Origin of the sequence: Pantoea agglomerans (assembly GCF_020149765.1) — a bacterium.
Classification (GTDB): Bacteria; Pseudomonadota; Gammaproteobacteria; order Enterobacterales; family Enterobacteriaceae; genus Pantoea; species Pantoea alvi.
Window position 1 is genome coordinate 2,658,973 of record NZ_CP083809.1, and the last position, 20,836, is coordinate 2,679,808.

Below are 20,836 nucleotides of genomic sequence, written 5' to 3' on the forward strand. Positions count from 1 at the left end.
TGTTTGTTGCAAAGCGTTTCGCGTTACATGTCGTGCGGCGGCGGCGAGAGCACCTCTCGGTTGCCGTTGTGGCCTGGCTCCGAGACGATGCCCTGCGCTTCCATCTGTTCGATAATGCGCGCGGCGCGGTTATAGCCGATACGGAACTGACGCTGTACGCCAGAGATAGAGGCGCGACGCTTGTCGACCACAAAGGCCACCGCCTGATCGAACAGCGGATCCAGCTCCTCATCGCCTTCCAGGCCGCCAGCACCGCCCTCGCTCTCTTCGCCCGCGGTAATGCTTTCAATGTATTGCGGACGTCCGCGCGCCTTCCAGTCCTGCACCACGGCGTGCACTTCCTGATCGCGCACGAATGCGCCGTGCACGCGCACCGGCATGGAGGAGTTAGGCGGCATATAGAGCATGTCGCCCATGCCCAGCAGCGATTCGGCACCGCCCTGGTCGAGGATGGTACGGGAGTCGATCTTGCTTGAAACGGTAAAAGCGATACGCGTCGGAATGTTGGCCTTGATCAGACCGGTAATCACGTCCACTGACGGGCGCTGCGTCGCCAGCACCAGGTGAATGCCCGCTGCACGCGCTTTCTGCGCCAGACGCGCGATCAGCTCTTCAACCTTTTTACCGACCGCCATCATCAGGTCAGCGAACTCATCCACCAGCACCACGATATAAGGCAGTTTTTCCAGCACCGGCGGCGTCATATCCATGCTGTCGCCCGGCTTCCAGAACGGATCGGGAATCGGACGGCCCATCGCTTCCGCCTGTTCCACTTTTTCGTTGTAACCTGCGAGGTTACGCACGCCGAGCGCCGACATCAGCTTATAGCGCCGCTCCATCTCGCCGACGCTCCAGCGCAGCGCGTTAGCTGCGTCTTTCATGTCGGTGACAACTTCGGTCAGGAGATGCGGAATGCCTTCATAGACCGACAGCTCGAGCATTTTCGGGTCGATCATGATAAAGCGCACCTCTTCCGGCGTCGCCTTGTAGAGCATGCTGATGATCATGGTGTTAACGCCCACCGACTTACCGGAACCGGTGGTACCGGCGACCAGCAGATGCGGCATTTTCGCCAGATCGGCAACCACCGGCTGACCGGCAATATCTTTACCCAGCACTACTGAGAGCGGCGACGGGTTATCACGGAATTTGGCGCAGTCGAGTACTTCGCGCAGATAGACCGTCTGGCGATGTTTGTTAGGCAGCTCCAGGCCAACATAAGGCTTGCCTGGGATCACCTCAACCACGCGCACGGCAACTGCCGAGAGCGAACGCGCCAGATCGCGCGACAGGTTAGAGATGCGCGCGGCCTTAACGCCCGGCGCCAGATCGAGTTCAAACCGGGTAATCACCGGACCCGGTGAAATACCCACCACCTCAGCCTTCACGCGATAGTCGCCCAGGCGCGCTTCGACCAGGCGCGCCGTTTGCTCCAGCGCAAACATATCGACCGGCTCCTCTTCCGCTGGCGGCGAGGTCAGCAGATCGAGCGTCGGCAGCGGCGTAGAGGGTTTCTCCAGCGGCTGGTTATGACGCATCAGGAAAGGATGGATCAGGCTGTTATCCAGCGAGCCGGGCTGCGACGCCGACGGCTGTGCAGCGGCAGGTGCAGGCGTCTGAGGCACAGGCTCTGCGGCGGCCGGCGCGTAAGCAGCAGCCGCAGGTTCAAAGGCGGCAGCAGGTTCAAACGCGGCGGAAACCGTCGGCGCGGCTACGGAAACCGCTGGCTGAGCAGCCGGCGCTTCCACGGGCTGCTGCCACGGCGTATGGGTCGCCGCAGGCGCTTCCGGCTCTGGCGTGCTGGCGATAGTGAAGAGCGGTTCATTCGGCCCCTCATCCACCAGATCTTTCATCGGCGAGAAGTCGAACGCGGCGGAGGTATCCAGGCTAAAGGCAGGCGTCTTCTCATCCTGCTCTTCAGTGCCATAACGCTGCTGCTGCTGAGCGGCGAACTGCTGCGCCAGCGCAGCCTGCTCCATCGCCGCTTCTGCGTCGGGCTCCTCTTCCTGCTGCCAGCTCTCACCGTAGCGCTGCTGCTGCTGGCTGGCAAAGGCGTCACGCAGCTGCGCCTGCTCTTCAGCCTGCTGCTGCTGTTCAGTCCATTCGGCATGCGCCTCTGCAGGCCGATCGGCCTCGGCGCGCTGCTGCTCCTGCGCTTTGGCTTTTTCTTCCGCCATACGCTGAGAAGGCAGCTTGATGCCGTAGGAGGCAAGCTCGCGGCGCGTGGGCAGTTTTACCGGATTAGGACGCGGCAGCGCCGGCCCAATGCCCTGCTTCACCTGAGGATTGTGAGTAGCTTCAGGGACAACATCGAACAGCGGCGCTGATGCGGCCTGGCCGGCGGCGGCGGCCGTTGTGCCTGCCGCGGCGGTCATATCGGCATCGCGCCAGTTGCCCATCTGCGGACCATCATCCTCTTCCCAGCCGGTAAAGGCGGGCGCAGCGGGCTCCTGAGGCAGATCGAACTGATAGCGAGGCGGCTCGGCGGGCTGAGCCGGCGCCGGGGTAAAGGCGCTGGTGGTCTGCTGAGGTGCGGTGAACGGGCTGGCCGCCGCAGAAGATGTGGCCGCGGCCGACGTGGCGGCAGGCATGACGCTACCTGGAGTCGATATCGCAGCGCCGAAAGCCGGTGCTGCCGCAGGAGTCGCGGTTGCGGCAGTAGCAGAAGCCAGAGTTGCTGCGGTAGCCGGGGCTGCAGCAGCAGCGGAAGTCAGGGCTGCTGCGGGAGCCGGGGTTGCGGCAGCAGCGGGAATGGTGGTTGCAGCGGGAGCCTGCGCCGCCGCAGGTTCAGCTGACAAAGCCGCACCGGCGGTCGCTGTAGCGGCAGTCGAGACGGGCGACGCCACAGCAGATACGCCCGCAGCCTGGGCGGCTGACGTCAGCGCGGCGTCCGTCGCCGCAGCGGCTTTCGCCAGCAGCGGATCGGCCGTCTGCGGGGCGGCGTGGCCAGCCTGCGCGCGCGGCGCGGCGAGCAGCACGTCTTCTTCATCCTGCGCGGTCGCCTCAAAGCGCGGCGCGACGTCAGCGTCGAAATCATCCTCCTCGTCCTGCCACGGCTCGTCGCGACGCGAACGGTTGCTGGCGAACGTCAGCACGCCCATCACCACGCCGCCGATGCGCTCGGCGATAGTCAGCCATGACCAGCCGGTATAAAGCGTAATGCCTGCCGCCCAGACGCACAGCAGCGCCAGCGTACCGGTAGCCGGCGTGAACCACGGCGCGATGGCGTTGCTCACCAGGCTGCCGATAACGCCGCCGGAGGCGAAATACCAGATATCGTCGGCGTTGAGCGCGGCCAGGCCGCAGGTGGTCACCACCAGCGCCAGAACGCCGATCAGGCGCAGGCCGATAGCGAAATAGTCGATGTAATCCTGCTGATCGCGCTGGCGGAAGGCGATCCAGCACAGACCCACAATCACTGGCGGAATAGCGTAGGCCATCACGCCGAAGATAAACAGCAGCGTATCCGCCAGCCAGGCCCCCACGCCGCCGCCGAGGTTATGAATCGGCTCATGCCAGGCAGTTTGCGACCAGCTCGGATCGGAAGGATTGAAGCTGACGAGCGAGACCATCAGATAGACGGCGAAAAGCGAGACGAGAATAAGCAACGCTTCCAGCAGACGGCGTCCGCTGCTCAGCGGTTTTAACGAAACTTCTTTGTCTTCTGTGTATTCCTGGCTCAAGAGAACTCTCCAGGTGCCTGTAAATTATGAAGGCAACAGCGTCGGGCAAGCCCGACGCTGGTCCTGTATGAATTCACAGGAGTGTATCGAAATATCGCAGGTTTTGCACCTGCGCTGCGTTATCGGGTTTTAATCACCAGCCGATTACTCTGTTTGACCTCTTCCATCACCACGTAAGTGCGGGTGTCGTTGACCCCCGGCAGGCGCAGCAGGGTTTCGCCAAGCAGTTTACGATAGGCGGACATATCCGGCACGCGCGTTTTCAGCAGGTAGTCGAAGTCGCCGGAAACCAGGTGACACTCTTGAGTTTCCTCAAGTTTTTGCACAGCGGCGTTAAACTGTTCAAACACATCCGGCGCACCACGATTCAGAGTAATCTCAACGAAAACCAGCAGTGATGCATCAAGATAGTGCGGGTTAAGTTGCGCGGTATAGCCAAGAATAAAACCCTGACGTTCCAGACGACGCACACGCTCAAGACATGGCGTAGGCGATAATCCTACGCGTTTGGAAAGCTCTACGTTGGAAATACGACCATCTTTCTGAAGCTCATTCAGAATGTTTCTGTCGATTCTGTCGAGATCTTTTCCGGGGCGTTTCTTATTGTCTACCATTATTATTGTCTCTCTTAATTCCTTCCCTTTACCTGCCGCGCCCTGGAAACGTTCACTGTTCAAGGCATTAGTGAAGCGACGAATCAGAGCCTGTGCGCTGTCGCGCATCCATCCGCATGACGCATGTTGTCTGTCCACATCATGCGTCATTACCCATGTCAGGCTGTAATTTATCGGGAACAAAGGGCAAAACGAGGAACGAAATCCTGTTTTGACTCTCTCCTTCTTCTTCGCTTCTGCCATTGTTTTCGCAAAAGCGCAGGCGATTGTCAAAGTAAAAAGACCAAATTCAGTACAAGATGCCAGACAGACCGCTGGGTAACTGTTTTTAAATGAGAATTTTTATACTTTTGCACCAGTAAAAGCCGATTATTGCCCCTTTTTAGCGCAGCCGGCGTGCAGAACCCGCCGTTATCGTCTACGCCGCTTGCAGCTATCGGTAACAAAATTCCCCAGCCCTTTTTTTGCCACGGTAAATTCCCTACAATTCCAGGTCATGTTGTCAGCCGAATGAAACTGAGGATCATATGAGTACGGCCAAACACAGTAAATTGCTCATTCTGGGCTCAGGCCCGGCGGGTTATACCGCAGCGGTCTATGCTGCTCGCGCTAACCTGAATCCGGTGCTGATCACCGGCCTCGAAAAAGGCGGTCAGCTGACCACCACGACCGAGGTAGAGAACTGGCCCGGCGACCCGCACGATCTCACTGGTCCCTCGCTGATGGAGCGCATGCATGAGCATGCCGAGAAATTCAATACCGAAATCATTTTCGACCATATTCACACCGTCGATCTGCAGAACCGTCCGTTCCGTCTTACTGGCGACAGCGCGGAATATACTGCCGACGCGCTGATTATCGCCACCGGCGCATCGGCGCGCTATCTGGGCCTGCCTTCCGAAGAGGCGTTTAAAGGCAAAGGCGTTTCCGCCTGCGCCACCTGCGACGGCTTCTTTTACCGCAACCAGAAAGTAGCGGTAATCGGCGGCGGTAACACCGCCGTGGAAGAGGCGCTCTATCTGGCGAACATCGCGGCGGAAGTGCATCTGATCCACCGTCGCGACAGCTTCCGCGCGGAAAAAATCTTGATCGATCGCCTGATGGAAAAAGTGAACAGCGGCAATATCGTGCTGCATACCCATCGCACGCTGGAAGAGGTAGTCGGCGACCAGATGGGCGTGACCGGCCTGACGCTGCGCTCGACGCTCAACGAAGCGGAAACCGAGTCGCTTGAGGTGGCGGGCCTGTTCGTCGCCATCGGGCACAGCCCGAACACGGCCATTTTCGAAGGTCAGCTGGCACTGGAAAACGGCTACATCAAGGTGCAGTCGGGCCTGCACGGCAACGCTACCCAGACCAGTATTCCCGGCGTATTTGCCGCGGGCGACGTCATGGACCATATCTATCGCCAGGCGATCACCTCCGCCGGTACCGGCTGTATGGCCGCGCTGGACGCCGAGCGTTATCTCGACGGTCTGGTTAAAAACGATCGGTAAGTTGTTAATTAGCTGATCTAACTTATGCGGGGCGACTGTTTTTCAGTCGCCTTTTTTTATGCCTCCGTGCTAGATTCAGGCGCCTGAAGAGCTACCTTCTTATCCTTTTTTGGGTATCGACAACGCTACGGTCTCGCATGAACAAAACCCGGCAACAGGAACTGACCCGCTGGCTGCGCCAGCAACGCGCTTACGGCGGCCGCTGGCTGCGGCTGACGTCGCTGTTTGGACTGGCGAGCGCGCTGGCGATTATCGCCCAGGCCTGGCTGCTCGCCTTTTTGCTGCAGGCGCTGATTGTCGAACAGCGGCCGCGCGGCGATCTGCTGCTCCCCTTCGCGCTTTTGCTGCTCTGCTTTGCGCTGCGCGCGCTGCTTAACTATGCGCGCGAGGCTGCAGGCTTTCGCGCCGGCCAGGCAATTCGCCAGGCGCTGCGCCAGCAGGTGCTGGATCGCCTCTCCGCGCTCGGGCCAGCGTGGATCCGCGGCAAACCGGCAGGCAGCTGGGCGACGCTGCTGCTGGAGCAGATTGAAGAGATGCAGGAGTATTACGCGCGCTATCTGCCGCAGATGACGCTGGCGGCGCTAATTCCCTTATGCATTCTGCTGACCGTTTTCCCACTCAACTGGGCCGCTGGCCTGATCCTGCTGGTGACCGCACCGCTGATCCCGCTGTTTATGGCGCTGGTCGGCATGGGCGCGGCTGACGCCAACCGCCGCAACTTCGTTGCGCTGGCGCGCCTTAGCGGCGATTTCCTCGACCGCCTGCGCGGACGTGAAACCCTGCGCCTGTTCCATCGCGCCGAAGCGGAAACCGCCGCCATCGCCGCCTCCACCAGCGATTTTCGCCAGCGCACCATGGAAGTGCTGCGGCTCGCCTTCCTCTCCTCCGCCGTGCTGGAGTTTTTCGCCTCGCTGGCGATTGCGGTGGTCGCGGTTTACTTCGGCTTCTCCTATCTCGGCGAGCTTCATTTTGGTACCTGGGGTAGCGGCGTAACGCTGTTTGCCGGTTTCGTCGCCCTGATTCTCGCGCCGGAGTTCTTTCAGCCGCTGCGCGATCTCGGCGTGTTTTATCATGCGAAAGCGCAGGCGGTGGGCGGTGCGGATGCCCTGGAGCGCTTTATGCGCGAGAGCCCGCAGCCTGCTGCGGCCGACGAGGGTGCAGCGGAGTTGCCTGACGACGCGACTCTGACTCTTGTCGCTCAGGATTTAATTCCCCTGAGCGCGGAGGGCAAAAAGCTGTGCGGCCCGTTCGACTTTACCCTTGCGGCCGGGGAGCGCGTGGCGCTGGTCGGCCAGAGCGGCGCAGGCAAAACCGTGCTGATGAATGTGCTGCTCGGCTTCCTGCCCTATCAGGGATCGCTGCGCGTCAACGGCGTCGAGCTGCGCGAGATGAGCCGCGCCTACTGGCAGCGGCAGATCGCCTGGCTCGGGCAAAACCCGCAGCTGCCCGCCGGGACGCTGCAGGAGAATATTGTGATGGGAAGCAGGCGAGACGAGATCGATCTGCATGCCCTGCTCTCTGACTGCGGCGTCAGCGAATTCTTGCCGCGCCTCTCGGCAGGCTTACAGACGCCGGTCGGCGACGACGGCGCGGGGCTTTCCGTTGGCCAGGCGCAGCGCATCGCGCTGGCGCGCACCCTCTACAAGCCTGCGCGTCTGCTGCTGCTGGACGAGCCCGCCGCCAGCCTCGACAGCCGCAGCGAGCAGCATGTAATGCGTGCGCTTGACAGCGCGTCGCGCCGCCAGACGACCCTGATGATTACTCACCAGCTCGATGCGCTGCAGCAGTGGGACGCGGTCTGGGTAATGCAGGATGGCAGGCTGGTGCAGCAGGGCTGCTGGCGCGAGCTGGCCGCCGAGCCGGGCCCGTTTCGCCAGATGGTCTCGCATCGTCAGAAGGAGATTTGCTGATGTCCGCTCTGCGTCCTTTCCTGCGCCTGTTTTTGCGTCATCCGTGGCGGCTGTCGCTGGGCGTGCTGCTCGCTATCGTAACGCTGCTCGCCAGCATCGGCCTGCTGGCGCTGTCGGGCTGGTTCCTTGCCGCCTCCTCGCTGGCGGGCCTCGCCGGACTCTACAGTTTTAACTATATGCTGCCGGCTGCGGGCGTTCGCGGCGCGGCGATCACACGCACCGCCGCGCGCTATTTCGAACGGCTGATCAGCCATGACGCCACTTTTCGCGTGCTGCAACACCTGCGCGTCTTTACCTTCAGCCGGCTTATCGCGCTGGCGCCGGGTCAGCTGGCGGCGTTTCGCCAGGGCGATCTGCTGAACCGTTTTGTTGGCGATGTCGACACGCTCGACCACCTTTATCTGCGGGTCATTGCGCCGCTTGCTGGCGCGTTCGTGGTAATTGTGGTGGTCACGCTGGGTATCAGCCTGCTGGACGTGCGGCTGGCGCTGACGCTGGGCGGCGTCATGCTGACCACGCTGCTGCTGTTGCCGCCGCTGTTTTATCAGCTGGGCGCGCCGGCCGGGCGTGCCATTGCGCAGCAGCGCGCGCAGTGGCGCCTGCGGCTGATGCACTGGCTGAGCGGACAGGCTGAACTGGCGATTTACGGGCTCTCCGATCGCTGGCGTGAGCAGCTCGACCGCGACGAAGCGCGCTGGCAGAAAGCGCAGCAGCAGCAGCAGCGCCTGCAGGCGCTGTCGCAAAGCCTGCTGCTGCTGATAAGCGGTGCCACCGTGACGCTGCTGCTGTGGATGAGCGCGGGTAGCCCCTCATCCGGCGCGCTTATCGCACTGGTGGTCTTTTGCGCGCTGGCCGCCTTCGAAGCGCTGGGCCCGGTCGCAGGCGCCTTTTTGCCGCTGGCACAGGTGATCGCCGCAGCAGAGCGCGTCACCGGCATTATCGAGCAGACGCCCGCCATTCGCTTTCCGGCCAGCGCGCGCTGCGCAGCGGGCAGCCTCTCGGTGGCGATCGACAACGTTACTTTCCGCTATCCGCACCGCCCCGAAGCGGTGCTGGATCGGTTTTCGCTGCAGGTGCGAGCGGGCGAACGCGTAGCGCTGCTCGGCCCCACCGGCTGCGGCAAATCCACCCTGCTGTCGCTACTGACGCGCGCCTGGGACACAGAGGCGGGATCGATCGCGCTGCAGGGGATTGCGCTGCACAGCTGGGACGAAAAATCGCTTCGTCAGCGCATCAGCGTGGTCACCCAGCGTGTGCATCTGTTTAACCAGACGCTGCGCGAGAACCTGCGCGTCGCGCGTCCCGATGCCAGCGATGCGCAGCTCAGCGACGTGCTGCGCCAGACCGGCCTGACGCGGCTGCTGGAGAACGAAGAGGGACTTAACGCCTGGCTTGGCGAAGGCGGCCGTCCGCTGTCAGGCGGCGAACTGCGTCGCCTGGCGATTGCCCGTGCGCTGCTGCACAACGGCGATCTCTGGCTGCTGGACGAGCCCACGGAAGGACTCGACGCCGCTACCGAACATCAGATTCTGGCGCTGCTGCAGCAGGTCACCGCTGGCAAAACCCTGATCCTGGTGACGCACCGGCTGACCGGGCTGGAAGCGATGGATCGCATCTGCGTAATGGAAAACGGCCTGATTGTTGAACAGGGCACGCATAACGAATTAATCTCAAAAGAGGGGCGCTACTGGCTTTTCCAGCAGCGCTTTGCGCTATAGTCTTAGCGAAAAAGCGACGAGTAGAGATGCGATGAGACTGGTGCAACTGTCACGGGAATCCCTTCATTTTCCACCGCCGGAGATGGCGCTGCGCGAGCCGAACGGCCTGCTGGCGATGGGCGGCGATCTCTCCCCTGCCCGCCTGCTCAGCGCCTACCAGCACGGCATCTTCCCCTGGTTTTCGCCGGGCGATCCGATTTTGTGGTGGTCGCCCGATCCGCGCGCGGTATTGCTGCCGGAATCTTTTCACCTCAGCCGCAGCATGGCGCGCTTTCATCGCCGCTCACCGTTCCGCGTAACGATGAATCAGGCCTTTTTCGAGGTGGTAGAAGGCTGCGCCGCCGGCCGCCAGGAAGGCACCTGGATCACCTTCGAGGTGAAGCGTGCCTGGCAGCGTCTCTACGAGCTGGGCCATGCCCACTCCGTCGAAGTCTGGCAGGATCAGCAGCTGGTAGGGGGCATGTACGGCCTCGCGCTGGGGCAGATATTCTGCGGCGAATCGATGTTCAGCCGCGCCGAGAACGCCTCGAAAACCGCTCTCTGGGTATTTTGCCAGCATTTTATTAAACATCAGGGCAGGCTGGTGGATTGCCAGGTTTTAAATCCACACACCGCCTCGCTGGGCGCGCGCGAGATCCCGCGTGTCGACTATTTGCAGTATGTTCAGACCCTTGCCTGGCAGCCTGTCAGTGCCGGTTGCTGGCGTACTCAAACCCTTTTTTAAGCCCGCGCAGATGTTTTGCACACAATCAGGCGTAAAAGTGGTATAATAGTCGCGTTTGGTATGTCGTCCGCGCTTCGCAACGGCGAGCCGGAATTGCCAGGCTGGGAATCACAACGCACTCCCGGAACTGTTTCAGATGAGCGCGTGTTACCGCCTACTGATGCAGATTCTTAGCCCGTTAATCCCCCGCAGACGTCACATAAACACCCGAATTTAACCGAGATGCTCGTGCCCTCGCGCGAAGCACGGCGAAGCGTTGGCCTTACCGCCAACGTTTCTTTACATAAATCGTGGAATTCGGCATTATCTTGCCGGTTCACTGAAAGCTAGTCCACCCAGAGGATTCGATGGCCAAAGAAGACAATATTGAAATGCAAGGTACCGTACTTGATACGTTACCTAACACCATGTTCCGTGTAGAACTCGAAAACGGTCACGTGGTTACCGCTCATATCTCCGGTAAAATGCGCAAAAACTATATCCGCATCCTGACGGGCGACAAAGTGACTGTTGAGCTGACCCCGTACGACCTGAGCAAAGGCCGCATTGTCTTCCGTAGTCGCTAAGCGGCTTCGTTTCGCTTTCGCCGCCTGAACGGCGGTGAAAAAAAAGGCCAGATTCGCATCTGGCCTTTTCTATTTCTACCGTACGGCGTTTAGTGAACCGTGCCTTCCGTTTTGCGTTTTTCCGCGCTGAGGAAGTGGTAGGTCAGCTGATTCTTCTCTTTGTCGAGCGCCACAGAGACCGATCCGCCATCCACCAGCGAGCCGAACAGCAATTCGTTGGCCAGCGGTTTCTTAAGGTTTTCCTGCACCGTACGCGCCATCGGACGCGCGCCCATCGCCTTGTCGTAGCCCTTCTCCGCCAGCCAGTCTCGCGCTTCGTCGCTGACCTCCAGCGAAACGCCCTTCGCATCCAGCTGCGCCTGCAGTTCGACAATAAACTTGTCCACGACCTGATGGATAACTTCCGGTGACAGGTGGCGGAACCAGATAATGTTGTCGAGACGGTTGCGGAACTCCGGCGTAAAGATCTTTTTGATCTCTTCCATGGCGTCGGTGCTGTTGTCCTGATGGATCAGACCAATCGACTTACGCTCGGTTTCACGTACGCCCGCGTTTGTGGTCATCACCAGCACCACGTTGCGGAAGTCCGCTTTACGCCCGTTGTTATCCGTCAGCATGCCGTTATCCATCACCTGCAGCAGCAGGTTAAAGACGTCCGGATGCGCTTTCTCGATTTCGTCGAGCAGCACCACCGCATGCGGATGTTTGATCACCGCATCGGTCAGCAGACCACCCTGATCGAAGCCGACATAGCCCGGAGGCGCACCAATCAGGCGGCTCACCGTATGACGTTCCATATACTCGGACATATCGAAGCGCAGCAGCTCAATGCCGAGCGCCTTCGCCAGCTGAACCGTAACCTCGGTTTTCCCGACGCCGGTCGGACCGGCAAACAGGAAGGAGCCGACAGGTTTGCGATCCTGGCCCAGTCCAGCGCGGCTCATTTTGATCGCTTCAGTCAGGGCTTCAATGGCGTTATCCTGGCCGAACACCAGCATCTTCAGGCGGTCGCCGAGATTTTTCAGGGTGTCACGGTCGGTAGCTGAAACGCTCTTCTCAGGGATACGCGCAATACGCGCCACCACGGTCTCAATATCAGAGACGTTAATGGTCTTCTTACGCTTGCTGGCCGGCATCAGACGCGCACGCGCGCCCGCCTCATCGATCACGTCGATCGCCTTGTCCGGCAGATGACGGTCGTTGATATATTTCACCGCCAGCTCAACCGCAGCGCGTACCGCTTTCGCGGTGTAACGCACGTCGTGATGCGCTTCATACTTCGGCTTGAGACCGTTCAGGATCTGCACGGTTTCGTCCAGCGTCGGCTCCGTGATATCGATCTTCTGGAAGCGACGCGCCAGCGCGCGATCTTTTTCGAAGATATTGCTGAACTCCTGATAGGTGGTAGAGCCCATCACGCGGATTTTCCCGCTGGAGAGCAGCGGCTTGATCAGGTTAGCCGCATCGACCTGGCCGCCGGACGCCGCGCCTGCACCGATGATGGTATGGATTTCATCGATAAACAGGATGCTGCTGTTGTCCTGCTCCAGCTGCTTCAGCAAGGCTTTAAAGCGCTTCTCGAAGTCGCCGCGATATTTTGTGCCCGCCAGCAGCGAACCGATATCGAGCGAGTAGATGGTGCAATCCTTCATCACTTCCGGCACGTCGCCCTGCACAATGCGCCAGGCCAGGCCTTCCGCGATGGCGGTTTTACCGACGCCCGATTCACCCACCAGCAGCGGGTTGTTTTTACGACGGCGGCACAGCACCTGAATGGTACGCTCCAGCTCTTTGTCGCGACCAATCAGCGGATCGATTCCGCCGACGCGAGCAAGCTGATTAAGATTGGTGGTGAAGTTTTCCATACGATCCTCCCCGCCTGCTTGCTCTTCGTTAACCGGATTCTCACTGTGCGGCGCCTGACCAGGTTCGTCTTTACGCGTACCGTGAGAGATGAAGTTCACCACGTCAAGGCGGCTCACTTCATGCTTACGCAGCAGATAGGCCGCCTGCGACTCCTGCTCGCTGAAGATGGCGACCAGCACATTGGCACCAGCGACTTCGCTGCGGCCTGATGACTGGACATGGAATACCGCGCGCTGCAGTACGCGCTGGAAGCTGAGCGTAGGTTGGGTATCGCGCTCCGCTTCACTGGCGGGCAGCACCGGTGTGGTTTGTTCGATGAACGCTTCGAGTTCTTGCCGCAGGGCGACAATATCGACGGTACAGGCTTCCAGTGCCTCTCTGGCCGACGGGTTGCTGAGCAGAGCCAGCAACAAATGCTCGACGGTCATAAACTCATGACGGTGCTCACGCGCTCTGGCGAAAGCCATGTTTAAACTGAGTTCCAGTTCTTGATTGAGCATAGGCACCTCCCCCAATTATCGCTCTGACAACCTCACCTTAACTATATGAGGGCGAGTTCAGGCTTTTTCCAGCGTACACAGCAATGGATGCTGATTCTCCCGTGCGTACTTGTTCACCATCGCGACTTTGGTCTCCGCCACTTCGGCGGTAAAAACACCGCAGATCGCCTTTCCATGGTAGTGAACTTTCAGCATCAGTTGCGTTGCACGTTCAACATCATAAGAAAAGAACTTTTGCAGAACGTCAATAACAAATTCCATAGGTGTATAATCGTCATTATTCAGGATGACTTTATACATAGAGGGCGGCTGCAGTCCCTCTTTCGCTTTGTCTTCGGCCAGGTGTTCAAAGTTAAGCCAGTCGTTAGTATTTGCCATAATGTTCCGTTGAAATTCTGCGCATCGATACGGACGATTAACTGTCCATACGTAGAGTTTAACACGCCTGTCAAGCACCCTTCTGCCGCATCGATTTTTTGCGAAAAAACCTGCGCGCGACCTGTATCACAAAATTCGCAATAGCGTTAACTGCCTCAAATTTTGATGATTTTGTCCCTACGCTCTCCGGTGGTTTGCTTGACGCCAGGGGCCCTTTCTCTACATTCTACAGACACAAGCTGATTGAGTTTTAAACAAACTCGACCCCAGCTTTAATTTACTCACCTGGTTATCAAAATGTCTTGCGAGGGAAGTAAAAGCATGGAGACGGGTACTGTTAAATGGTTCAACAACGCCAAGGGCTTCGGCTTTATCTGTCCGATCGGCGGCGGAGAAGATATCTTCGCGCACTACTCTACGATTCAGATGGATGGCTACAGAACATTAAAAGCCGGCCAACAAGTTCAGTTTGATGTTCATCAGGGCCCGAAAGGCAATCACACCAGTTTGATCGTGCCGGTGGACGCTGTACAGCACGCCTGAACTGCTATCACCCCATTCTGAACGCTCTCCCAAAAAATGCCAGCCGTGTCGCTGGCATTTTATTTTATTGCGCACGTGCGGTTAATCCGCCTTGCCGCGCGCCAGCCACATCACGCGGGAAAACATCTGGCGCATCAGCGGCGGCATCGCCTGCTCTCCGCGCTCGGCGGCGGCCGTTGCCACGGCGATCGCCAGCTCCGGCTTGGAGGCGTGCTGAAGCGCTTTGGTAATAATACGCCTTGGGCTTAGCGCCGCATTTAACGGCAGATGCGCCATCTGCAGATAGACATTTTTAAAGCCCGAGCTGAACAAGAAATGCTCCATATCGAGGGCGGGCAGCTGCGTAAGATGGTGGTCGCTCTCATCATGGGCCTTCATCTGGCTGCGCGCCGTGGCGGCGTATTTATTGCCGGCGTCGTCGCCGTCGGTCAGCACGTGCCAGGCGATGCCCATGCGCGCGGCGAACTTCAGCAGCGGCTTCAGGCCCGCCTGCGCGAACTCGATCACCTTAACGCCCTCCGCCGCAAAGTGGAAGCCGCACTGGCGCGCCAGCTCGTTGATAATCCATACCTCGGTTTCGCCCTCCACCAGCAGCCAGCAGCGGGCAAAGAGCGCCGACGGCCGGTTGACGCGAATATGGAAGCCGATACGGCGGCTCTCTTCGGCGCTCAGCCCCTGCGGGCCGATACGCCAGGCGGCGACGCGCGTCGGCTCACGCACCAGCCGGCAGACATTTTCCACCGGCGTCAGCGACAGCAGTTCGCCGGAGTTGGTGGTGGCGATTTTCTGTAGCGGGATAAGATCGAGCAGATTCCAGGCCACCGACAGCATAATGGGATGCAGCCGGGTTTCCGGATCTTCAATCAGCAGCAGCGGACGCGCCTCGGGCGAGATCGCCGCCGCGCCGCGCGCCTGCGCCAGCAGCACAAACATGCGCAGCAGCACGATCTGCTGGCTGCGCGAATCGGTTTCGCCGATCAGCTGATTAAGCCGATCGAGCGCGCGCCAGCCGTGTGCGCCGTTGCGCGTTTGCGGATCGCTGCGCCGCGCGCCGCCGTCAGCGGGCTGCAGCACCAGAAAATAGTGCTCCATCAGCTGCTGCAGGGTGGCGACGCCCTGCCGCAGCGTTTCATCGCTGATCTGATGGGGCTGCGACGCAAGCTGCCGCGTCAGGCTGCTGATATCCGCCGCCAGTGCGCTGGCCTGGGTGCTTTGTGCCTGCGCATCCCCTGCGTCATGGCGTGACCGCCGACTAAAACGCGCATCGCGCAGACGCAGCACCGGATGCAGCCGCGCCAGCTGGCGTATCGCCTCCTCGCTGCCCGTCAGCGGCAGTACCTCGCCGTCGGCGCGCAGAAAGCGACGCGAGGCGGTAACCTCTCTCTCGCGCAGCCGGGCGCGAGTGCTGAAGTAGAGCCAGCGCGTGCCCTGGGCGTCGCGCTGCCAGAACGGCGAGAAAGCCGCCGCCTGCTCGCTGCCGTCATCGCGAAAATGAAACTGGATCTGTAACCGCCGCACCGGGCTCTCTTGATTGCCGGGCGTAAAGTGAAAATCGTGCCGGGAAAACTGATAGGGCGTCTCCTGGGGCGCAAGCAGCAGGCTGAGAGCGTCCAGCAGACTCGATTTCCCCCAGGTATTTTCGCCAATCAGCAGGGTAGTCTGGGTGAGCGGCAGCGATAAATGATTAATGCCGCGAAAGCCGCTAATCTCGATATGTTCCAGAATCATGAAACTCTCCTCAGGTCCAGCCATGCCGCTGTAATACAAAGGTTTACTCTATCAGGCTTTTTCGCTAGCGTGTCCGCACTCTCTGCAAGGAAACGCATCCGTTATGTACTCTGGGCTTCTTATTATTCTGCTGCCGCTGGTGGCGGGCTGGCTGCTGCCGCTGCATCAGCCCGCATTTTTACGTCTTGTGAATCGTCTGCTGGGCTGGATGGTTTATATCATTCTCTTTTTTATGGGCATCAGCCTCGCCTTTCTCGATAATCTCAGCCGCAATCTGCTTAGCGTCTTTCATATCGCGCTGGTGAGCGCGCTGGCGATCCTGCTGTGTAACCTGCTGGCGCTGCGCCTGCTGGAAAAAAAGCGCCCCTGGCAGCACAAGCATAGACAGGAAGCGCTGCCGTCGCGGCTGCGTATGGCGCTCGACTCGCTGACGCTGTGCGGCGTGGTGGTGGTGGGCTTTCTGACCGGGCTGACGCAGCTCGCCTTTCTGCGCCACGCCTCGACCGCCAGCGAATATGCGCTGATCCTGCTGCTGTTCCTCGTCGGGGTGCAGCTGCGCGGCAGCGGCATGACCCTGCGCCAGATTCTGCTGAATAAACGCGGCATGTTGGTGTCAGCTGTGGTGCTGCTGAGCGCGCTGCTGGGCGGCGCGATTGCCGCCGCGCTGCTGGGTCTGCCGCTGAAAACCGGCCTGGCGCTGGCCAGCGGTTTCGGCTGGTATTCCCTTTCCGGCATCCTGATGACCGAGGCGTTCGGGCCGGTGATCGGCAGCGCCGCCTTTTTTAACGATCTGCTGCGCGAGCTGACCGCTATTATGCTGATCCCGGCGCTGATTGCCCGCCACCGCTCCAGCGCGCTGGGGCTGTGCGGCGCGACGGCGATGGATTTTACCCTGCCGGTGCTGCAGCGCGCGGGCGGTAACGAAATTGTGCCGGCCGCTATTGTGCATGGCTTTGTGATGAGTCTGCTGGCACCGCTGCTGATCGCTTTTTTCTCTGCGTAACGTACAGCGCACTTTTTCACGGCTGCGCTGGCGAAACCTCGTCTAGTCTTCTCTTTTTGTCCGCCATCGGGAAGATGGCTTGCAGCCAGAGGAGAGTACGATGAAACAGACCGTTGCGGCGCTGATCGCAAAAACGCTGGAAAACGCCGGCGTTAAACGTATCTGGGGGGTGACCGGAGACTCCCTGAACGGGCTGAGCGACAGCCTGAACCGCATGGGCACCATTGAGTGGATGCCGACGCGTCATGAAGAGGTCGCCGCCTTCGCTGCGGGCGCGGAAGCGCACGTCAGCGGCGAGCTGGCGGTCTGCGCCGGCTCCTGCGGGCCGGGCAACCTGCATCTGATTAACGGCCTGTTCGACTGCCACCGCAACCGCGTGCCGGTGCTGGCGATCGCCGCCCATATTCCCTCCAGCGAGATCGGCAGCGGCTATTTTCAGGAGACGCATCCGCAGGAGCTGTTCCGCGAATGCAGCCACTACTGCGAGCTGGTCTCAAGCCCGGAGCAGCTGCCGCAGGTGCTGGGCGTTGCGATGCGCGAGGCGATCCTTAACCGCGGCGTATCGGTGGTGGTGCTGCCGGGTGACGTGGCGCTGAAGCCTGCGCCTGAAGGCGCCTCGCCCGCCTGGTATCCGCCGCTGCTGCCGCAGGTTCTGCCGCAGGAGAGCGAGCTGGCGCTGCTGGCGCAAACGCTGAACGAGGCCAGCAATATTACGCTGCTGTGCGGCAGCGGCTGCGCCGGCGCTCATGACGAAGTCGTGCGGCTGGCGGAGACGCTGAAGGCGCCGATCGTCCATGCGCTGCGCGGCAAAGAGCACCTTGAGTACGATAACCCTTATGATGTCGGCATGACCGGGCTGATCGGCTTCTCATCGGGCTATCACGCGATGATGAACGCCGACACGCTGCTGCTGCTCGGCACCAAATTCCCCTATCGCGCCTTCTATCCTGAAAACGCCAGAATTATCCAGCTCGATATCAACCCCGGCAGCCTTGGCGCGCACTGCCATCTCGATCAGGCCTACGTCGGCGCGGTGAAGCCGACGCTGCAGGCGCTGCTGCCGCGGCTGGAGAAAAAAACCGATCGCCACCATCTCGACAGCGCGCTGGAGCATTACGCCGACGCGCGCAAAGGCCTGGACGAGCTGGCGAACGCCAATGATAAGCAGGCGATCCATCCGCAGTATCTGGCGCAGCAGATTAGCCACTACGCCAGCGATGACGCGATTTTTACCTGCGACGTCGGCACGCCCACCGTCTGGGCCGCGCGCTATCTGAAGATGAACGGCCGTCGCCGTCTGCTTGGCTCCTTCAACCACGGTTCGATGGCGAACGCCATGCCGCAGGCGCTCGGTGCCCAGGCGCTGAACCGCGATCGTCAGGTGGTGGCGCTGTGCGGCGACGGCGGCTTTAGCATGCTAATGGGCGACTTTATTACCCTGGCGCAGCTTAAGCTGCCGGTGAAGCTGGTGATCTTCAATAACAGCGTGCTGGGCTTTGTTGCAATGGAGATGAAGGCGGGCGGCTATCTTACCGACGGCACCGAGCTGGACAATCCCGACTTCGCCGCCATTGCTGAGGCGTGCCGCATCAAAGGGCTGCGCGTAGAGAAGGCGTCCGAGCTTAACGGCGCGCTGGAGCAGGCGTTCGCGCACCCCGGTCCGGTGCTGGTGGACGTTATCACCGCTAAAGAGGAGCTGGCGATGCCGCCGCAGATCAAGATGGAGCAGGCGAAAGGCTTCAGCCTTTATATGCTGCGCGCGATCCTGAACGGCCGCGGCGATGAGGTGGTGGAGCTGGCGAAAACCAACTGGCTGCGGTAAAAGAGAGAGAAGACGCTGAGCGTTGATGTCTCTTTCAGCGTGCTCAAAGCCTGGATAACGGGTGGCATGGGCACCTGCTGGTATTCCTAACGGGCGTTTACGCCCGCTTTTCTTTTCTCAGGAGAGCAACGTGATCGATTTACGCAGTGATACCGTAACCCGGCCGAGCGCCGCAATGTTGCAGGCGATGATGGCCGCCAAAACCGGCGATGACGTCTATCGCGACGATCCCACCGTCAACGCGCTGGAGGCGGAGGCCGCCCGACTCAGCGGCAAAGCGGCCGCGCTGTTCTTCCCCACCGGCACCCAGGCCAATCTGGTGGCGCTGCTGAGCCACTGCGAGCGCGGCGACGAATATATCGTTGGCCAGCAGGCGCATAACTACAAGTATGAAGCGGGCGGCGCCGCGGTGCTGGGCAGCATCCAGCCGCAGCCGATCCTTGCCGCCGAAGATGGCACGCTGCCCCTCGATCTCGTGGCGGCGGCCATCAAGCCGGACGATATCCACTTTGCTCGCACCCGCCTGCTCAGCCTGGAGAACACCCACCATGGCAAGGTGCTGCCGCTCGACTATCTCGCCCGCGCCTGGGCGTTTAGCCGCGAGCGCAAGCTGGCGCTGCATATCGACGGCGCGCGCATCTTTAACGCGGTGGTGGCACAAAAAGTGACTCTGGAAGCGATCGCGCGCTACTGCGACACGCTGACGATCTGCCTGTCAAAAGGGCTGGGCACGCCGGTGGGATCGCTGCTGTGCGGCGATGAAGCCTATATCGAGCGCGCCCGCCGCTGGCGCAAAATGGTGGGCGGCGGCATGCGCCAGGCCGGCATTCTGGCGGCGGCGGGCCTCTATGCGCTGCAGCACAACGTGGCGCGCCTGCAGGAGGATCACGATAACGCCGCATGGCTGAGCCAGCAGCTGCAGCAGGCGGGCGTCGAGGTGGTGGATCAGCAGACCAATATGGTATTCGTGCGCGTGCCCGCCGAGCAGATTGCGCCGCTGAAAAGCTGGTTCGCCGAGCGCGAGGTGCTGCTCAGCGTCGGGCCGGTAACGCGTATCGTCACCCATCTCGATGTCGACCGCCATGCGCTGGAGCAGCTGGTCGCCTGGTGGAAAGCGTTCCTGCAGCGCTAATCGCCATATCTCTCCAGCAGCGCCTCGGCAATTGCCAGGGTCTCCGCGTCCGGCAAACCGCGATAGTCCGCCGGACGAAAATGCATCTGGAACGCCGCGATGAGCCGCTGCTGCTGATGCGGCGTAGCGGTACCGCTGACCTCATAGCCGTAGCGCGACAGCGCCGCCAGCAGCCTCTCCATCGCCACCGGCGACTCCGCCGCCCTGCCCGCTAAATAGTGCTGCACGCGCGACGCCTCCGGCCAGGCGCCGATGCCCTGCTGCGCCAGCGTCCGCCACGGAAACAGCGGGCCGGGATCCTGCTTGCGCTGCGGCGCGACGTCGCTGTGGCCGACGATATTCTGCGGCGCGATGGCGTAGCGCCGCGCGATATCCTTTAGCAGCAGCGTCAGGGCAGCGATCTGCGCCTCGGTAAAGGGCTGCCAGTCGCGCCCGGTCAGGGTGCGCCTGTAGCCGCGGTTCACCAGTTCAATACCGATCGAGGTGTCGTTAAGGCGCGTCGCGCCGCGCCAGAAGCTGGGGCCGGCATGCCAGGCGAGCTGCGCCTCCGGCACCAGCTGCCAGATCACTTGCTTTCCGGCGCGCTGCGGCGGCTGACGGGGAATAAGATAGTGGGCGCTGACATCGCGATCGGTCAGGGTCGCCAGCGAAGAGGGAAAATCTTCGGCGGTATAGTGAATAACGATCGCTTTAATACGCGGCCTGGCGCCGTAGGCCGGATGCCGGGTGTCAACCCAGTAGCCCTGCCGCGATTCCAGCCCGCTCTGGCAGCCCGCCAGCAGTAGCGCCAGCGCGGCCAGCAGCAGCCTCAACGGAGTTTCACCGCCGTACCGCTGACGCTGACCATCAGCATGCTGCCATCTTTGCCAACGGTTTCATAATCGATATCGATGCCGACCACCGCGCTGGCGCCCAGCGCCTTCGCCTGTGCTTCCAGCTCTTCAAAGGCGATTTCGCGCGCCTTGCGCAGCTCTTTCTCGTAGGCGCCGGAGCGGCCGCCGACCACGTCGCGAATACCGGCGAAAAAGTCGCGGAAAATGTTAGCACCGAGGATCGCTTCACCGGTGACGACGCCGCAGTAGTCACTGATGCTGTGTCCTTCCAGCGTGGGCGTGGTGGAAAATTTCATCGCTCTCTCCTGATATGAAATAGG

At 60.8% G+C, this 20,836-nt stretch carries 16 protein-coding genes; 9 read left to right on the forward strand and 7 right to left on the reverse strand.

The window, feature by feature from the left end; all coding sequences use genetic code 11:
- Positions 1–23: 23 nt before the first annotated feature.
- Both LB453_RS15495 and lrp read right to left on the reverse strand, forming a co-directional pair.
- A complete protein-coding gene (locus LB453_RS15495; RefSeq protein WP_103795344.1) occupies positions 24–3,683 on the reverse strand; it encodes a DNA translocase FtsK 4TM domain-containing protein in 3,660 nt (1,219 codons plus the stop codon).
- 119 nt (positions 3,684–3,802) lie between these two features.
- Complete coding sequence (gene lrp / locus LB453_RS15500; RefSeq protein WP_006118610.1) at positions 3,803–4,297, reverse strand: leucine-responsive transcriptional regulator Lrp; 495 nt, start codon at positions 4,295–4,297, stop codon at positions 3,803–3,805.
- A gap of 527 nt (positions 4,298–4,824) precedes the next feature.
- Here lrp and trxB point away from each other — a divergent pair.
- The 5 genes from trxB (at position 4,825) to infA (ending at position 10,711) form a co-directional block, all read left to right on the forward strand.
- A complete protein-coding gene (gene trxB / locus LB453_RS15505) occupies positions 4,825–5,793 on the forward strand; it encodes a thioredoxin-disulfide reductase (protein ID WP_103795343.1) in 969 nt (322 codons plus the stop codon).
- Between the two features lie 137 nt (positions 5,794–5,930).
- Positions 5,931–7,703 carry a heme ABC transporter permease/ATP-binding protein CydD gene (cydD, locus tag LB453_RS15510; RefSeq protein WP_103795342.1) on the forward strand — a complete coding sequence of 591 codons (1,773 nt, stop codon included), beginning with the start codon at positions 5,931–5,933 and terminating at the stop codon, positions 7,701–7,703.
- Positions 7,703–9,421: a heme ABC transporter ATP-binding protein/permease CydC gene (cydC, locus tag LB453_RS15515; protein ID WP_103795341.1), complete on the forward strand. Its 1,719-nt coding sequence runs from the start codon at positions 7,703–7,705 to the stop codon at positions 9,419–9,421. The genes cydD and cydC overlap by 1 nt, the downstream gene beginning before the upstream one ends.
- 31 nt (positions 9,422–9,452) lie before the next feature.
- On the forward strand, positions 9,453–10,145 hold the full coding sequence (gene aat, locus LB453_RS15520; RefSeq protein ID WP_103795340.1) for a leucyl/phenylalanyl-tRNA--protein transferase: 693 nt from the start codon (positions 9,453–9,455) through the stop codon (positions 10,143–10,145).
- Positions 10,146–10,492: 347 nt separating this feature from the next.
- Positions 10,493–10,711 (forward strand): translation initiation factor IF-1, encoded by a 219-nt coding sequence (infA, locus tag LB453_RS15525; RefSeq protein ID WP_002211347.1) that lies wholly within the window; start codon positions 10,493–10,495, stop codon positions 10,709–10,711.
- 89 nt (positions 10,712–10,800) lie between these two features.
- On the opposite strand, the gene clpA is transcribed toward infA, so the two are convergent.
- Together clpA and clpS are read right to left on the reverse strand one after the other, a co-directional pair.
- A complete protein-coding gene (gene clpA / locus LB453_RS15530) occupies positions 10,801–13,077 on the reverse strand; it encodes an ATP-dependent Clp protease ATP-binding subunit ClpA (RefSeq protein WP_103795339.1) in 2,277 nt (758 codons plus the stop codon).
- Positions 13,078–13,134: 57 nt separating this feature from the next.
- A complete protein-coding gene (gene clpS, locus LB453_RS15535; protein ID WP_033751321.1) occupies positions 13,135–13,455 on the reverse strand; it encodes an ATP-dependent Clp protease adapter ClpS in 321 nt (106 codons plus the stop codon).
- Between the two features lie 321 nt (positions 13,456–13,776).
- Here clpS and cspD point away from each other — a divergent pair, with 321 nt between their 5' ends.
- On the forward strand, positions 13,777–13,998 hold the full coding sequence (gene cspD / locus LB453_RS15540; protein WP_224481515.1) for a cold shock-like protein CspD: 222 nt from the start codon (positions 13,777–13,779) through the stop codon (positions 13,996–13,998).
- A gap of 81 nt (positions 13,999–14,079) precedes the next feature.
- On the opposite strand, the gene LB453_RS15545 is transcribed toward cspD, so the two are convergent.
- On the reverse strand, positions 14,080–15,726 hold the full coding sequence (locus tag LB453_RS15545) for an ATP-dependent nuclease (protein ID WP_103795337.1): 1,647 nt from the start codon (positions 15,724–15,726) through the stop codon (positions 14,080–14,082).
- Between the two features lie 103 nt (positions 15,727–15,829).
- On the opposite strand from LB453_RS15545, the gene LB453_RS15550 reads away from it, so the two are divergent.
- The 3 genes from LB453_RS15550 (at position 15,830) to ltaE (ending at position 19,683) form a co-directional block, all read left to right on the forward strand.
- Positions 15,830–16,729: a lysine exporter LysO family protein gene (locus LB453_RS15550; protein ID WP_103795336.1), complete on the forward strand. Its 900-nt coding sequence runs from the start codon at positions 15,830–15,832 to the stop codon at positions 16,727–16,729.
- A 100-nt stretch (positions 16,730–16,829) separates the two neighbouring features.
- Entirely contained in the window at positions 16,830–18,551 is a 1,722-nt protein-coding gene (gene poxB, locus LB453_RS15555; protein WP_103795335.1) for a ubiquinone-dependent pyruvate dehydrogenase, read from the forward strand.
- A gap of 130 nt (positions 18,552–18,681) precedes the next feature.
- The gene (gene ltaE / locus LB453_RS15560; RefSeq protein ID WP_103795334.1) at positions 18,682–19,683 is read left to right on the forward strand and encodes a low-specificity L-threonine aldolase; all 1,002 of its coding nucleotides are present in this window, start codon (positions 18,682–18,684) and stop codon (positions 19,681–19,683) included.
- Here the strand turns inward: ltaE and LB453_RS15565 are convergent.
- Positions 19,680–20,495: an N-acetylmuramoyl-L-alanine amidase gene (locus tag LB453_RS15565; protein ID WP_103795333.1), complete on the reverse strand. Its 816-nt coding sequence runs from the start codon at positions 20,493–20,495 to the stop codon at positions 19,680–19,682. The two genes, ltaE and LB453_RS15565, sit on opposite strands and share 4 nt — an antisense overlap.
- Positions 20,492–20,812 carry a heavy metal-binding domain-containing protein gene (locus tag LB453_RS15570; RefSeq protein WP_033751347.1) on the reverse strand — a complete coding sequence of 107 codons (321 nt, stop codon included), beginning with the start codon at positions 20,810–20,812 and terminating at the stop codon, positions 20,492–20,494. The genes LB453_RS15565 and LB453_RS15570 overlap by 4 nt, the downstream gene beginning before the upstream one ends.
- Positions 20,813–20,836 lie beyond the last annotated feature (24 nt).